This is a genomic window from Arthrobacter crusticola, from assembly GCF_004357995.1.
Taxonomy (GTDB): Bacteria; Actinomycetota; Actinomycetes; order Actinomycetales; family Micrococcaceae; genus Arthrobacter_D; species Arthrobacter_D crusticola.
Genome location: NZ_SMTK01000004.1, coordinates 160,627 through 175,019, shown reverse-complemented (window position 1 = coordinate 175,019; position 14,393 = coordinate 160,627). Strand labels below are relative to the sequence as shown.

At 68.3% G+C, this 14,393-nt stretch carries 13 protein-coding genes and 2 tRNA genes; 12 read left to right on the top strand and 3 right to left on the bottom strand.

Translation table 11 applies throughout. The features are described 5' to 3' along the window. Nucleotides 1-104: 104 nt before the first annotated feature. The 4 genes from E2F48_RS12490 (at nucleotide 105) to pstS (ending at nucleotide 2,999) form a co-directional block, all read left to right on the top strand. Nucleotides 105-181, top strand: a tRNA-Val gene (locus E2F48_RS12490). Between the two features lie 276 nt (nucleotides 182-457). Then, the gene (locus tag E2F48_RS12485; protein WP_120165893.1) at nucleotides 458-922 is read left to right on the top strand and encodes an Hsp20/alpha crystallin family protein; all 465 of its coding nucleotides are present in this window, start codon (nucleotides 458-460) and stop codon (nucleotides 920-922) included. A gap of 125 nt (nucleotides 923-1,047) precedes the next feature. Next, a complete protein-coding gene (locus E2F48_RS12480; protein WP_133404307.1) occupies nucleotides 1,048-1,845 on the top strand; it encodes an SDR family oxidoreductase in 798 nt (265 codons plus the stop codon). A gap of 32 nt (nucleotides 1,846-1,877) precedes the next feature. Then, the gene (gene pstS / locus E2F48_RS12475; RefSeq protein ID WP_133404306.1) at nucleotides 1,878-2,999 is read left to right on the top strand and encodes a phosphate ABC transporter substrate-binding protein PstS; all 1,122 of its coding nucleotides are present in this window, start codon (nucleotides 1,878-1,880) and stop codon (nucleotides 2,997-2,999) included. 83 nt (nucleotides 3,000-3,082) lie between these two features. Here pstS and E2F48_RS12470 read toward each other — a convergent pair whose 3' ends face one another. Beyond that, entirely contained in the window at nucleotides 3,083-3,634 is a 552-nt protein-coding gene (locus tag E2F48_RS12470) for an SRPBCC family protein (protein WP_133404305.1), read from the bottom strand. A 213-nt stretch (nucleotides 3,635-3,847) separates the two neighbouring features. On the opposite strand from E2F48_RS12470, the gene E2F48_RS12465 reads away from it, so the two are divergent. Both E2F48_RS12465 and E2F48_RS12460 read left to right on the top strand, forming a co-directional pair. Further along, nucleotides 3,848-4,336, top strand: coding sequence for a Dps family protein (locus E2F48_RS12465; RefSeq protein WP_133404304.1), 489 nt, complete (start codon nucleotides 3,848-3,850; stop codon nucleotides 4,334-4,336). A gap of 213 nt (nucleotides 4,337-4,549) precedes the next feature. Then, on the top strand, nucleotides 4,550-5,284 hold the full coding sequence (locus E2F48_RS12460) for a GAF and ANTAR domain-containing protein (RefSeq protein ID WP_133404303.1): 735 nt from the start codon (nucleotides 4,550-4,552) through the stop codon (nucleotides 5,282-5,284). A 147-nt stretch (nucleotides 5,285-5,431) separates the two neighbouring features. Here E2F48_RS12460 and E2F48_RS12455 read toward each other — a convergent pair whose 3' ends face one another. Continuing rightward, complete coding sequence (locus E2F48_RS12455) at nucleotides 5,432-6,169, bottom strand: LysR family transcriptional regulator substrate-binding protein (RefSeq protein ID WP_133404302.1); 738 nt, start codon at nucleotides 6,167-6,169, stop codon at nucleotides 5,432-5,434. Between the two features lie 85 nt (nucleotides 6,170-6,254). On the opposite strand from E2F48_RS12455, the gene E2F48_RS12450 reads away from it, so the two are divergent. The 4 genes from E2F48_RS12450 (at nucleotide 6,255) to E2F48_RS12435 (ending at nucleotide 12,685) form a co-directional block, all read left to right on the top strand. After that, entirely contained in the window at nucleotides 6,255-6,641 is a 387-nt protein-coding gene (locus tag E2F48_RS12450) for a DUF5997 family protein (protein WP_425455782.1), read from the top strand. Nucleotides 6,642-6,775: 134 nt separating this feature from the next. After that, complete coding sequence (locus E2F48_RS12445) at nucleotides 6,776-7,576, top strand: hypothetical protein (protein WP_133404300.1); 801 nt, start codon at nucleotides 6,776-6,778, stop codon at nucleotides 7,574-7,576. Beyond that, complete coding sequence (locus E2F48_RS12440; RefSeq protein ID WP_133404299.1) at nucleotides 7,576-9,180, top strand: DNA polymerase Y family protein; 1,605 nt, start codon at nucleotides 7,576-7,578, stop codon at nucleotides 9,178-9,180. The genes E2F48_RS12445 and E2F48_RS12440 overlap by 1 nt, the downstream gene beginning before the upstream one ends. A gap of 82 nt (nucleotides 9,181-9,262) precedes the next feature. Beyond that, a complete protein-coding gene (locus tag E2F48_RS12435) occupies nucleotides 9,263-12,685 on the top strand; it encodes an error-prone DNA polymerase (RefSeq protein WP_133404298.1) in 3,423 nt (1,140 codons plus the stop codon). 89 nt (nucleotides 12,686-12,774) lie between these two features. Here the strand turns inward: E2F48_RS12435 and E2F48_RS12430 are convergent. After that, nucleotides 12,775-12,860 (bottom strand) — tRNA-Leu (locus E2F48_RS12430). A gap of 324 nt (nucleotides 12,861-13,184) precedes the next feature. Between E2F48_RS12430 and E2F48_RS12425 the strand changes: the two genes are divergently transcribed. Further along, entirely contained in the window at nucleotides 13,185-13,916 is a 732-nt protein-coding gene (locus E2F48_RS12425) for an FHA domain-containing protein (protein ID WP_133404297.1), read from the top strand. Then, a complete protein-coding gene (locus E2F48_RS12420) occupies nucleotides 13,913-14,392 on the top strand; it encodes an FHA domain-containing protein FhaB/FipA (RefSeq protein WP_133404296.1) in 480 nt (159 codons plus the stop codon). The genes E2F48_RS12425 and E2F48_RS12420 overlap by 4 nt, the downstream gene beginning before the upstream one ends. Nucleotide 14,393: the final 1 nt, after the last annotated feature.

Here is a 14,393-nt window from a genome sequence, read left to right as displayed (position 1 = left end):
CCATTCTACCGGGCGGCGTACGGAACCGGAGCGGAGCGGCCCCGGCCCCGCGGGGTCGGGTTTGGAGCGGACAGGAAATGCCCTAAGCTATTGGAGAACCATCTGCCTGTGTAGCTCAGTCTGGTAGAGCATCCGCTTCACACGCGGAAGGCCCGGGGATCGAGGCCCCGCGCAGGCACCAAAAGCCCTCCCGCAGTATCTTTGCGGGAGGGCTGCGTTTTTAAGCCCCTGCTGCGACGGCTTCCCTACCCTGTTCCCCTCCCTGGCGCTGCCTCCGCCGTCCATATCCCGGTTATGACGTCCGCGTCGGCCGGACCTCAAAAAAAGTCGGCTTACCACTTGGCACTCTCCCCCTGAGAGTGCTAATTTAACTGCAGGTTGAGCGGAACCCGCTCAACTCTTGTAGATGAAGAAACCACCACCGTCGGTGGCCGTTGTGCGAAGGAGTTGTTTTCAAATGGCCATGAAGTTCGACCCGTTCCGGGAACTGGACCGCGTCGCCGGCGCGCTGCTGGATCCCCGGCAGGGGCTGCGCCTGATGCCCATGGACCTGTACCGCGAGGGCGACCACTACATCCTGACCGCTGACCTTCCGGGCATCGATCCGGGCTCCGTCGATATTGACGTCGACGGCCAGCTGCTCACCATCCGGGCCGAGCGCACCCTGCGCGGTGCCGAAGGGGTCAAGTGGCTGACCCGCGAACGCGAGAGCGGATCCTTCCTCCGCCAGCTCAACCTCGGCCAGGGGATCGACATCGACGCCATCTCGGCCCGTTACGAGAACGGCGTGCTGAGCGTCAACATCCCCGTGACCGAGCGGGCGAAGCCGCGGAAGATCGAGATCATGTCGGGAACGGATTCCGAGGCAGTCAAGGGCGAGTCCGTTGAGGGCGGATCCGGGCAGAAGACCGTCGAAGCCTAGGAGCCGCAGGGCTCTCCCCCTCCCCGGCCGGGCCCGGGCGCACCGAGCGCCCGGGCCCGGCCTTCACCTTTTTCAGCCAGCGGATTTTCCTTGCAAACACCAGCGCCTGCGGAAAGGATGGCGGGATGGATTTCTCTCCCGCCACCGCCATCGTCACGGGATCCGATTCGGGGATTGGCAGGGCCACCGCCCTGGCCCTGGCCGAGGCCGGGCTCGACGTCGGCATCACCTGGCACTCGGACTCGGAGGGGGCGGAGGAGACCGCCCGCGGAGTCCGCGCCTTCGGGCGGAAGGCCGTCGTCGCCCGGCTCGACACCACCGACGCCCCCGCCTGCGGCGACGTCGTGGACGCGATGGCCGAGGAGCTCGGCGGCGTCGACGTCTTCGTCAACAACGCCGGCGTCAACGGCGGCACCCTGTTCCTCGAGACCGACTGGGACACCTGGCGCGGCACCCTCGCCGCGAACCTCGACGGGGCGTTCGTCTGCATCCAGCGGGCCGCGGGCCGGATGGTCACGGCCGGCCGGGGCGGGCGCATCATCGCGGTCACCAGCGTGCACCAGGAGCAGCCCCGGGTCGGTTCCGCGGCGTACGACGCCTCCAAGCACGGGCTCGGCGGGCTGGTGCGTACCATCGCCCTCGAGCTGGCCGACCGGGGCATCACGGCCAACGCGGTGCTGCCCGGTGAGATCTCGACCCCTATGAACGACGCCGAGGACGTTGACCCCCGGACCGTCGACCGGCCGGGCATCCCGGTGGGCCGCCCAGGCGACGCGAAGGAGGTCGCCGCGGTCATCGCCTTCCTCGCCTCGCCGGCGTCGAGTTACGTCAACGGGGCATCGTTCGTCGTGGACGGCGGCATGCTCCAGATGGGCCCGCAGGCAGGGTCGCACCTGACCAGCGGGGCGTGGCGCTCGCTCTGAGAAGCCGTACCCGGGCCTGTAACGTAGACCGGGTGAAACCCGTACCTTCCCGCCTCACCGCAGCCGCCTCCGCCGTCATCCTCGGCGTCACGCTCGCCGCCTGCGGGTCCGACTATCCACTGGGCCCGGAGCAGGAAGCCGCTGCACGCAACGCCGACTCGAAGCTCCAGGGGGCCATCACCGGCGCCGGTTCTTCGGCGCAGGGACCCGCCATGGAGGCGTGGCGGGCGGCCTTCGCCACCGTCAACCCGCGCGCCCAGGTGCAGTATTCCCCCGACGGCTCCGGTGCCGGACGCGGAGCGCTTCTGGCCGGGGCGGTGACCTTCGCCGGGTCCGACGCCTACCTCAGCGACGAGGAGCTCGCCGAATCGACCGAGGCCTGCGGGTCGGGCGGCGCCTTCAACATTCCCGCCTACGTCTCCCCCATCAGCATCGCCTTCAACCTCCCGGGCATCACCGAGCTGAACCTCGACGCGGCGGCCATCGCCAAGATCTTCCGCGGTGAGATCACCGTCTGGAACGACCCGGAGATCGCCTCGCAGAACCCGGGCGTCGACCTGCCCGGGACGCGCATCGCCCCGGTCAGCAGGTCCGACGACTCTGGAACCACCGAGAACTTCACCGACTACCTCCACGCCGTGGTGCCCGAGATCTGGACCGATGAGCCCGACGGCACCTGGCCCGGAAACATCGGCGGGGAGAACTCCAAGGGCAACTCCGGGGTGGTCAGCACCGTCTCGGGCACCGAGGGCGCCGTGACCTACGCCGATGACTCCGCCGTCGGACCGCCCCTTGGACGGGTGAACCTGCGCGTGGGCAGCGAGTACGTGCCCGTCAGCGCCGAAGCCGCCGCGGCCGCCGTCGACCTCGCGTCGATGGTTCCCGGCCGCCCCGACTACGACATGTCCCTCGAACTTGACCGCACCACGACGGCCCCGGGGGCGTATCCCCTCGTGCTGGTGTCCTACCACATCTACTGCACGAGCTATGAGAACGAACAGTCGGCCGAGGTGGCCAAGGCGTTCGGCGAGTATGCGGTGAGTGAGGAGGGCCAGCAGGAGGCGGCCGAGGCCGCGAAGAGCGCCCCGCTCTCGGCCGAGCTCTCCCGCCGGGCCATGCAGTCGATTGCCGGGATCACCGTGGCGAAGAGCTGACAGCGCCTTCCCGGGCAAGGACAGAACGACGGCGGGGCACCGGTTGGTGCCCCGCCGTCGTCGTCCGTGCGCCGGCTCGGCGCCTACTGTCCGGCGCGCGGCCCGCCCGACTCCGGGTCATCGAGGGAGAGGTCCGGAAGGTCGCCGTTGGCCGGGGACGCATCGGCGCTCACTCCGCTGGGGGGCGCGCTGATGTCGCCGCGCCAGGCGCCGCTTTCGCCGCCGCTCTTTTCGATGAACTCCTTGAAGCGCTTGAGGTCGGCTTTCACCTGGCGCTTGTCGGCATTGACGACCGAGCCGATCTTCTCGGTGAAGGTTTCGGGGTGCCAGTCGAGCTGCACCATCAACCGGGTGGTGTTGTCGTCGATCCGGTGGAAGGTCACCACGCCGGCGTGGGATTCGCCGTCGGTGCTCTTCCAGGCAACCCGCTCGTCGGGGTGCTGCTCCGTGATCTCGGCATCGAACTCCCGCTTCACGCCGCCGATGCTTGTCACCCAGTGGGTGGAGGTGGCGGAAAGCTGGGTCACCGAGTCGACGCCGCCCATGAACTTGGGGAAGGTCTCGAACTGTGTCCACTGGTTGTAGGCCGTGCTGACCGGTACCGAAACTTCAATCGATTCCTGGACTGTTGCCATAACGCGTTCCTCCTTGGGTGGCGCCGGGACCGCTGTCCGCGGCCGGCTTGGACTCCACGTGATTCGCAAGATAATCAAACAATAAGTACCCTTATGATATGCAGATCCGTTGGATTTGGCCAATGCGCGGTTCCCGGATGACGGTCCTTTTCCTCCGGAAACGCGCCGGTTGGCCGAGCCCCAGCGGGCATCGTTCCTACGTCTGGAGGACCTTTGAAGGCATCATCCGCACTGACCGATAACCTGCAGTCAGTCCTGGTCGACCTGATCGAACTCCACCTGCAGGGCAAGCAGGCTCACTGGAATGTCGTCGGCAAGAACTTCCGAACCATGCACCTGCAGCTCGATGAAATCATCGACGATGCCCGGCTGTTCACCGACCAGCTCGCCGAACGCATGCGCGCCCTGCACGCGGTTCCCGACGGCCGCAGCGCCACAGTGGCCTCGAACACCTCGATCGACCAGTTCCCGGCCGGGCTCGTCTCGACCCAGGAGACCATTCCCCGGGTGGTCCGCATGCTCGAGTCGGCGGTCCAGCGCATGCGCGACGTCCACGACCAGGTCGACGAGGAAGATCCGACGACCGCCGACATCCTCCACGGTTTCATCGAGAAACTCGAGCAGTACGCGTGGATGGTCGAGGCCGAAAACATGGAGCCGACCACCGAGGTGACCGAGCCCGCCCGGGCCGCCTCCGCCTAGCCCGTCACCCGGACCGGACACCGCCACGGGGCGGTGTCCGGGTGCGGCCTTCGACACGAAGCCACAATCTTGTAGTGTGTAGGCTTGTTAACGGTCTAGCAGAAGGCCGATCACGAACACTTCCGGAGTTTGTGCATCGGTCCCTGAATCCGTGGGGTGCGCCAGCGGCCGATGCTCCATCTGGGACGACCGAACGAAACAGGACCAGAGATCATGGCCGACAGGGTTGCCGGGCAAACACCCACCGACTACCTTCAGGAACTCATCCTCGAAACCGACGATGTCGAAGAATTCCTCAACGAATTCGCGGCGTTTTCGGCCAACCAGCTGTTTGACCGCACCGGCGAGGTGCTCTGCGGAGTCACACTTCTCCGGAGCAGGCGGGCGGGCACCGTGGCCAGCAGCAGCCCCGAGGCCAAGGAGCTCGACGAGATCCAGTACCGCCACGCGGACGGACCAGGCCTGACCGCCTGCGTTGAGCACCGGACCGTCCACGTGGCGGACGTGGCCACCGATGAACGGTGGCCCGACTACCTGTCCGATATTTCGCAGCACGGGGTGCAGTCGATCCTTGGAGTGCCCTTCGACCTCGAAGCGGGAACGATGGCGGCGCTGAACGTCTACTCCATGCAGAACGGAGGCTTCGACGAGGAGTCGATCCGCACCGCCGAGGGATTCGTCCGCCAGACCTCCAAGGCGCTGATGCTCTCGGTCCGCCTGGCCCAGCACAGCGACTCGGTGTCCAACCTCAAGGCTGCGATGAAATCCCGCACCGCCATCGATATCGCCATCGGGATCATCATGGCCCAGAACCGCTGCAGCCAGCAGGAGGCCTTCAACATCCTCAAGGCGGTCTCGAGCAGCCGCAACCGGAAGGTGCGCGATATCGCCGCCTCCGTGGTGGCCTCAATCGGCCAGGGCGAGCCCGAGACGCACTTCGAGGCCTGAGGGGGGTCCGCCGGCCGCGGCGTGGCGATCCGGGCCCCACCCAACCCGTCGAAACTGCAGCTCACCACCCTCCGCGGCGCCCAAAGCGTGGTTACCTGCAGACTCGCGGCGACCTCAACGGCGGGGATTCCCGGGAACCGGGCATCCTCAGCGGCGCCGGCCCCGGCGGTTCTGCGGCGTCCCCGAGCCTGGCTTTCCTGCTTTCCCGGAGCCCTTCCGGGGCTCGGGCTTGGCGCCGGACGGTGCGGCCTGCTTCTTCGACCCCTGCTGGGCCGCCTTCCGCGCCGATGCCTTCTGCGACGCACTTTTCCGCGGCCCGTCCGCGGCCGAGGGCTGACGCGAACTGCGGGCGGTCCTGCCGCGCACGATCCCGATGAACTCCTCGACGTCCTGCGAGTCGTTCCCCTCGAGCCAGGCGATGCCGATCGTGGTTCCCGGAAGTTCAGGCACCGGCCGGTGCACCGCGTCCCTGCGGGCATGCAGCCGGGCCAGGGACATCGGGAGCACCACGACGCCGGCTCCCGACGCCGCCACCTCCACCGCTCCCGCCGGGCCTCCGCACTCCGCGACATCGAGCAGGTTCTCCGCCTCGAGCTCGGCCAGCGGCACCTCGTCGTACAACGAGATTTCATGCTCCTTGGAGGAAACCACCACTGCCTGTTCCTCGTACAGCGGGATGATGAACAGGTTCTCGCGGTCCACGGGCAGCCGGACGAAGAGGACGTCGGCGGCGGCGGAGTGCAGGGCGGCCACGGCGTCGTCGCCGTACTGCTGCAGCTCCAGCGGCACATCCGGGTGCCGCTCCCGCCACCGGCCCACCCATTTGCCCGGGGTGACGCCGGCGACGAAGCCCACGGAAAGCGTTCGGGGCTTGAACTCTGGCACAACCTCACCCTAGTCCACCGGCGGCCGGGGCAGCGCCGGGGACGGTTACGCTTGGATCATGACCCCCGCAAAAACCCCGCAGACCATGAAGCCGGCCACCGCGGCCAAGAAACTTGGCATTTTCCTGCCCGCCGCACCCTCGGAATTCCAGGAGCGGGAACTGACGCGTGGAGAGTTCAACGAACTGCAGCAGAGCCCGCCGGAGTGGCTTGCCGAGCTGCGCCGCAACGGGCCGCACCCCCGTCCCGTGGTGGCGCAGAAGCTGGGGATTTCCGTCAGCGGGCTGGCCCGCGGCGGCGTCACGGAGGCACTGACCACCGCGCAGATCACGGCGTTGCTTCAGGATCCCCCGGCCTGGCTCGTCACCGAACGCGCCACCCAGGCCGAGGTGCGGGCCGAGGCCGCCCGCGTCAAGGAGCGCAACGCCCAGCGGGCCCAACAGGACCCCGCTCCGCGCCCGGACAAGAAGTAGCCGCGCAGGAACAGCCGTTGTCCGGATGAACCGCTTTTAACGCCGGTTTTCCTCCACTGCGTAGCACATTTGAGGCTCTTCCCGGGCCGTGGCCTCCGATTGACTTAATAGAACACGTATTCGAATATTGAGTCGTGACTCCACCAGCCGCAGGCGCCCTTGAGCAGGACGAGCCGTCCTTCTCCGGTTCCGGCGCGTCCGGTCCCCGGCTGATGACCACGCCGTCTCCGGCCGTCCTTCCGGTGGACCTGCAGCAGCGCATCAACCAGATGCAGACCAGCCGGCTGGACTCGAAGCGGCTTCCCACGGTTCCGGCGCTGGCGAGGATCCTGCCCGGCGGCGGCCTGCAGTCCGGGGGCTCCTACTCGGTGCGGAACTCCGCCGCCCTGGCCATGGCGCTGCTGGCCGGACCCTCGGCCCAGGGGGCCTGGTGCGGGGTGGTCGGCCTGCCCGAGTTCAGCGTGGAGGCAGCGCGGGAATTCGGAATCAACCTTGACCGGCTGATCCTGGTGCCCGCCCCGGGAGCCCAGTGGCTCACTGTGACCGCGGCCCTGGTCGATGTGGTGTCGGTGGTCCTGACGCGCGCACCCGAACACCTCGCCCCCACCGATACGGCCCGGCTCAAGGCGAGGCTTCGGCAGCGCGGGGCCGCCATGATCACCCTGGGGAGCTGGCAGCAGAGCGACTCAACCCTGGGTGTCGCCGAAAGTGCATGGGAGGGACTGGGCTCCGGGAGGGGCCACCTGCGCGCCCGCCGGATGAAGATCACCGCCACCCACCCCTCGGGCAGGTCCCGTCACGCCTACCTCTGGCTTGCCGACCTGCAGCACGGGCTGCGGGATCCGGCCGGCGGGCACCTCCCCGCCAGCGATGGCACCCCGGTCTCCTCCGACGGCGGGGATCCCCTCTTCTGGCCCACCCTGATGAACTCCTGATGGACAGCGAACCCCCCGGAGACGGCTCCCCGCCCGCCACCCGAACCCTCCTGCTGTGGTGCCCGGACTGGCCGATCACGGCCGCCCTGCGTGAACATTCCCTCGAGGCCGATGCGGCCCTTGCCCTGATGGCGAAGGGAGAGGTTTTTGCCTGTTCCCCGGCCGCCCGCCAGGACGGGGTGCGCCGGGGGCTGCGGGTCCGCGAGGCCCAGGCCCGGTGCCCGCACCTGATCTGCCTTCCCTACGACCCGGACCTCGACCAGCGCAGCTTCGAACCGGTCACCGCCGCCGTTGAAGCCATCCTGCCCGGGGTGCAGGTTCTCCGGCCGGGCCTGTGCGCGGTCCGGGCCAAGGGCCCCTCCCGTTACTACGGCAGCGAGGAGAAGCTGGCCTCCGTCGTCTTCACGACCCTTGCAGCCATCGGCCTGGCGGATGTGCGGATCGGGATCGCCGACGGATTGTTCGCCGCCGAACAGGCGGCCCGGGTCGCCGAGGAGACCGACGACGCCGACGCGCCGCTGTGCATCATCCCGCCCGGGCGCTCCCCCTGGTTCCTCAGCACCTTTCCCCTCGACGTCCTCGACCAGCCGAAGCTCGCGGTGCTGCTGCGCCGCCTGGGAATTCGCTCGCTTGGTGACTTCGCCGCACTGAAGGCGGCGGATGTCCGCAACCGGTTCGGTGAAGAGGGTGCGCTGGCGCACCGGATGGCCAGCGGGATCGACTCCGCGGCCGTGGTGCCGCGCCTGCCCCCGCCGCAGTTGGACTCCGCCGTCGATTTCGAGCCGCCGCTGGTGCGCATCGACCAGTTGGCCTTTGCCTTCCGGATGTCCGCCGAAGCCTTCGTCGGCCGGCTGCGGGGCGCCGGGCTTGTCTGCACGGTCCTGCGGGTGGTGTTGAGCAGCGATTCCGGGGAGGTGTCCGAGCGCACCTGGCAGCACCCCCGCTGGTTCGACGCCGACGACGTGGTGGACCGGGTGCGGTGGCAGCTGCAGGGGGGAAGGAACGCCGACAGCGGCCTGAGCTCGGGCATCACCCGGGTGCACGTGGATCCGGTGACCGTGGAGGACCTCGGCGACCATGCCGACGGGCTGTGGGGAACGGGCCCCGACGAGAGCGTCCACCACGGCCTGGCCCGGATCCAGAGCATGCTCGGCCACGGTGCCGTCCTCACCGCGATTATTGCCGGCGGGCGCCTCCTGGCGGACCGCCGCGTCTACATCCCCTGGGGGGACGCACCCCCCGGCTCCGCGGGAACGCTTCCCCGGGACCGGAACCTGCCCTGGCCCGGGAGGCTGCCGGGGCCCGTCCCCGCCACGGTGTTCGCCGAACCGGTTCCGGCCGTCGTCGTCGATGCCGCGGGAAACGGAGTCGACGTCGACGGCCGGGGGGTGCTCAGCGCGGACCCTGCGTTTTTTTCGGCCGGCCGGAACGCCGGACCACGGTGGCCGGTGCAGTCCTGGGCCGGGCCCTGGCCGATCACCGAGCGCTGGTGGGATCCGGCGGGCCGCGTCCTGAACCGGTTCCAGCTGGTCGATCCGTCGGGGTCGGCCTGGCTGTTCCTCCTCGAGGACCACCGGTGGTGGGCCGAAGCCACCTATGACTGATGCGCTGGTGCACTGACCACTGATGTACTGACCCGCCGGCCGATGCGCCGGCCAAACCACCACCACCAATCAGGAGGCGACCATGGGATGGAGCAACCCGCCCGTACCGTGGTCGGATTTTGAGCGGAATCTTTCGGATTCGACCCGGCCGGGGCTGCCTCCGCCGGGTGCCGACGGTGGGGACAGCCCGGCATGGTCGCGCAAGCGCCAGCCCTACACCCAGCCGTCCGGTTCCGAACCGGAGGCCGGCCCCGCGGTGCCCTATGCCGAACTCCACGTGCACTCGAATTTCAGCTTCCTCGACGGGGCTTCAAGCCCCGAGCACCTCATTGAGGAGGCCCGGCGGCTCCGGCTGCAGGGACTCGCCCTGACCGACCACGACGGGCTGTACGGGGCGGTCCGCTTCGCCGAGGCGGCCGAAAAGCACTCCGGACTTTCCACCATCTACGGCGCCGAACTCTCCCTCGGGCTGTCCAAGCCCCAGAACGGGGAGGCGGACCCCGAAGGCAGCCACCTGCTGGTCCTGGCCCGGGGATCGGCCGGCTACCACCGCCTGGCCGGGGCCATCACCGCGGCGCAGCTTTCCAGCGGTGCGGAGAAGGGCAGGCCCCGGTACGACGTCGGGGAGCTCGCCGCGCAGTCCGCGGGCCACTTCTTCATCCTCACCGGGTGCCGGAAGGGCACCGTGCGGCAGGCCCTTGCCTCCGGAGGCGCACCCGCGGCCGAAACCGAACTGCGGCACCTGGCCGAACTGTTCGGCCGGGACAACGTGGCCGTCGAACTCTTCGACCACGGCAATCCCACCGACAGTGTCATCAACGACGCCCTGGCCGCGCTGGCCGCCGGGCTGGGCCTGCCGCTGGTGGCCACCAACAATGTTCACTACGCCGACCCGGGCCGGTACCGGACCGCCACGGCACTGGCGGCGGTCCGGGCGCGCCGGAGCCTCGACCAGATGGACGGCTGGCTTCCGGCGGCGGGCACCGCGCACCTGCGCAGCGGCGCCGAAATGGCGGCGAGGTTCCGGGAGTACCCGGGCGCCGTGGAGCGCACCGTCGACCTGGCGGCGGACCTGGCGTTCCGGCTGCGCAGCGTTCGGCCCGGCCTGCCAAACCTCGACCTGCCGGAGGGCCACACGCAGATGAGCTACCTGCGCCGGCTTGTGTGGGAGGGGGCGGACCGGCTCTATCCCGGCCGGGAGGAGGTCCGGGACCGGATCCAGCGGGAGCTCGATGTCATCGAGAGCAAGAACTTTCCGGGCTACTTCCTCATCGTCCACGATCTGGTTCAGTTTGCACGGAGCCAGGGCATCCTGTGCCAGGGGCGGGGGTCGGCGGCCAATTCGGCCGTGTGCTACCTGCTGGAGATCACCGCCGTGGATTCGATCAAGTACCAGCTGCCCTTCGAACGCTTCCTCTCCAGCATGCGCGATGAGGAGCCCGATATCGACGTCGACTTCGATTCGGACCGGCGCGAGGAGGTCATCCAGTACGTCTACCGCAAGTACGGGCGGTTCAACGCCGCCCAGGTGGCCAATGTCATCACCTACCGTCCCAAGTTCGCGGTGCGGGACATGGCCAAGGCGCTCGGGCACAGCCCCGGACAGCAGGATGCCTGGTCCAAGCAGGTGGAGCGCTGGGGAGGCCTTGTCTCAAGCACCGACCACGACATCCCCGAACCAGTGGTGGAACTCGCCCGGAGCATTCTGACCTTTCCGCGGCATCTGGGCATCCATTCGGGCGGCATGGTGCTCACGGACCGGCCCGTGGGAGAAGTATGCCCCATCGAGCATGGAAGGATGGAGGGGCGCACGGTCCTGCAGTGGGACAAGGACGACTGCGCGTGGATGGGGCTGGTGAAGTTCGACCTGCTCGGCCTCGGGATCCTCGCCGCAATCCAGTACAACTTCGACCTGGTGGAGGAACACTTCGGCGAGAAATGGGAGCTGGCCACCATTCCCAAGGAGGAACAGGGCGTCTATGACATGCTGTGCTTCGCCGATTCGGTGGGGGTCTTCCAGGTGGAGAGCAGGGCCCAGATGGGAATGCTTCCCCGGCTGCAGCCCCGTCAGTTCTACGATCTGGTCATCGAGGTGGCACTGGTACGGCCGGGGCCCATCCAGGGCGGGGCGGTCCACCCCTATATCAAGCGCAAAATGGGGGAGGAGGAGGTCCGCTACCTCCATCCGGAACTCGAGCCCGTCCTTGAGCGGACCCTCGGCGTGCCGCTGTTCCAGGAACAGCTGATGCAGATGGCCATGGTGGTCGGGGGTTGTTCGGGGGCCGACGCCGACCTCCTGCGCCGCGCCATGGGCTCCAAGCGCGGCGAGGAACGGATCGAATCGCTGAAGGCCCGACTGTACGAGGGCATGGCCGCGAAGGGGATCCCCCCGGATACGGCCGATGCCATCTACAACAAGATCCAGGCATTCGCGAACTTCGGTTTCGCGGAAAGCCACTCCATCAGCTTCGCGCTGCTGGTCTACGTCAGCGCCTGGCTGAGGCTCCACTACCCGGGGGCCTTCCTCGCCTCACTGCTGCGGGCCCAGCCCATGGGCTTCTACTCACCGCAGACCCTTGTCGCCGATGCCCGCCGCCACGGGGTCCAGGTGCTGCGCCCGGATATCCTCCGCTCCGGGGTTTACGCCGGCCTTGAACCCCTTCCGGGTTTCACCCCCGGGTCGGAACGCCGGGGCCGCACCACCGGAGCTGACTGCTGCGTCGAGGACCAGCAGCCGCCGGTCGAACCGTTCGACCGGAGCATCCCGTTCGATTCGACCCGGCACCGTCGGGACGGCAACTATGCCGTGCGCCTTGGCCTGGACAGCGTCCAGTCCATCGGTGCGAAGGTCGCCCGGAGGATCGTGGACGAGCGCGCCAGTTCTGGCCCCTTCGAGGACATGGGCGACCTGGTCCGGCGCACCGAACTCACTGCCGCGCAGCTTGAGCTGCTCGCCGCCGCCGGGGCGTTCGACTCAATGGGCCTGTCCCGGCGGGAGGCCCTGTGGAACGCCGGCCCGGCCGCCACCGAACGGGAGGGACAGATCAAGGGAACGGCCGTCTACATCCAGCCGCCATTGCTGCCTGAACTGTCGGGGATCGACGCCGTGGGCTCGGATCTATGGGCCACCGGGATCACCCCCGATGACCATCCGGTGCGGCATGTGCGGGCGAGGCTGAAGCGCCGGGGCGCCCTCAGCGCGGCCGAGCTGCAGGTGACCGAACCGGGGCGGCGGGTTGAGGCAGGAGGGGTGGTGACCCACCGGCAGCGCCCGGCAACCGCCAGCGGGATCACCTTCATGAACCTTGAGGACGAAACCGGCCTGGTCAATGTGATCTGCTCCGTGGGCGTGTGGCAGCGCTACCGCCGGGTGGCCCGGGAAGCCAGCAGTGTGATTGTCCGCGGGATACTGGAACGCTCGGCCGAAGGGGTCGTAAACCTGGTGGCCGACCGGATCGAGGTGCTCCAGCTCAAGGCGACCACGCGTTCCCGGGACTTCCGCTGACCCACCCAGGCCCGGCCGCGGATTCCTGACAACAGACGACACCGGACAACAAAAAACACCCCGGCCGCCGGGCCGGGGTGTTTTAGTCGTGGTGCGCGAGGGGGGATTTGAACCCCCACACCCTTTCGGATACTGGCACCTGAAGCCAGCGCGTCTGCCGTTCCGCCACTCGCGCAAATAAGTTTCCAAGCTTACCGATTCGTTCCGGTTTCACTTGTGAACAGCAGAAATAAGCATAACGGAGCATCCCGGAAAATACCTAAACGAGCCGCGGCGGGACTCCACCTGCCCCACCGCGCCCGGCGGGCTTCCGGGCGGCGCGGCCGCGGCGGGCCGGGCCCCCAATAAGGTTATTGCCAGGCCATCCCAGTAGTATCGAAGGGAACGCACCCGCGTTGATACGGTCCTGGGCACTTTCGCCCGGGACCTGGGTAGCGTACAGGTCCACGGGCACGGCACCGGACGAGACATCAGGCAGCGAGCGGTTAGGAGGTGGCACATGGGCATTCTCGACAATGTTGAACGTGGCTTGGAGAAGCTGGTCCGCGGCGCCTTCAGCACCGGATCGCGCTCCCGGGTCCAGCCCGTGGAAATCGCCAGTTCCCTGCGGCGCGAACTCGATCATAAGTCGCTGGTCTTGACCGAGGGACGCACCCTGGCACCCAATGTCTTCACCGCCCGGCTCTCGGATCCTGACTTCGAACAGGCCCAACAGTGGGGGTCGGCCCTCGCCGAGGAGCTGTGCGACGTCGTCATCCGGCACGTCAACAGCCAGCAGTACACCCTCCAGGGCCCGGTGCGCGTCTCCTTCGCCCATGATTCGGCGCTGAAGCCCGGCGTCTTCGAGGTCGACTCAAGTATTGAGAAGCAGCCGGGATCGCGGTCGCCCTCCGCACCGGCGGCCCCCGCGCGCCAGCCCGTGCAGTACCAGCCCATCCTCGAACTCGGCGGTCAGCGCTACTCACTCAACGCCGGGTCGATCGTCCTCGGCAGATCCTCCGAGGCGGACATCCTCGTCGAGGACACCGGCGTCTCGCGGCGCCACCTTGAAATCCGCACCGACGGTGGACGGGCCGTCGCGATCGAACTCGGATCGACCAACGGCAGCTTCGTCAACGGCCAGCGCGTCCAGGGCCAGACCGAACTCACCGACGGCTCGGTAATCACCATGGGCCGCACCCGCATGACCTTCCGACTGGTTCCCGTCCAGAACGGTGGACACCGGATATGAGCGAACTGACCGTGACGCTGCTGCGCTACGGATTCCTGCTTCTTGTGTGGATCCTGGTGATCAGCACCGTCAGCGCCCTGCGCCGTGACCTGGTGGTCGGCCAACGCAACAAGACCGGCACGCCCTCCCCGAGGCAGGCCCGAAAGCACCCGGAACTGGTGGAGGAACCTGCGCCGTCCCGGCCCCAGGCCCGCCGGCTCGTGGTGACCGAAGGCCCCCTGACGGGCACCACACTGGACCTCGCCTCGAGCCCGATCCTGCTGGGCCGTGCGCAGGAGGCGACGCTGGTGCTCGAGGACGACTATGCCTCGGGCCGGCACGCGAGGCTGTTCCCGCAGGGGAGCCGCTGGTTCATCGAGGACCTTGGGTCGACGAATGGAACCTACCTTGCGGGGAACCAGCTGACCCGTGCCCTCCCCGTCGACCCCGGCGTTCCCATCCGGATCGGTAAGACGGTTATCGAATTGAGGCCATAGC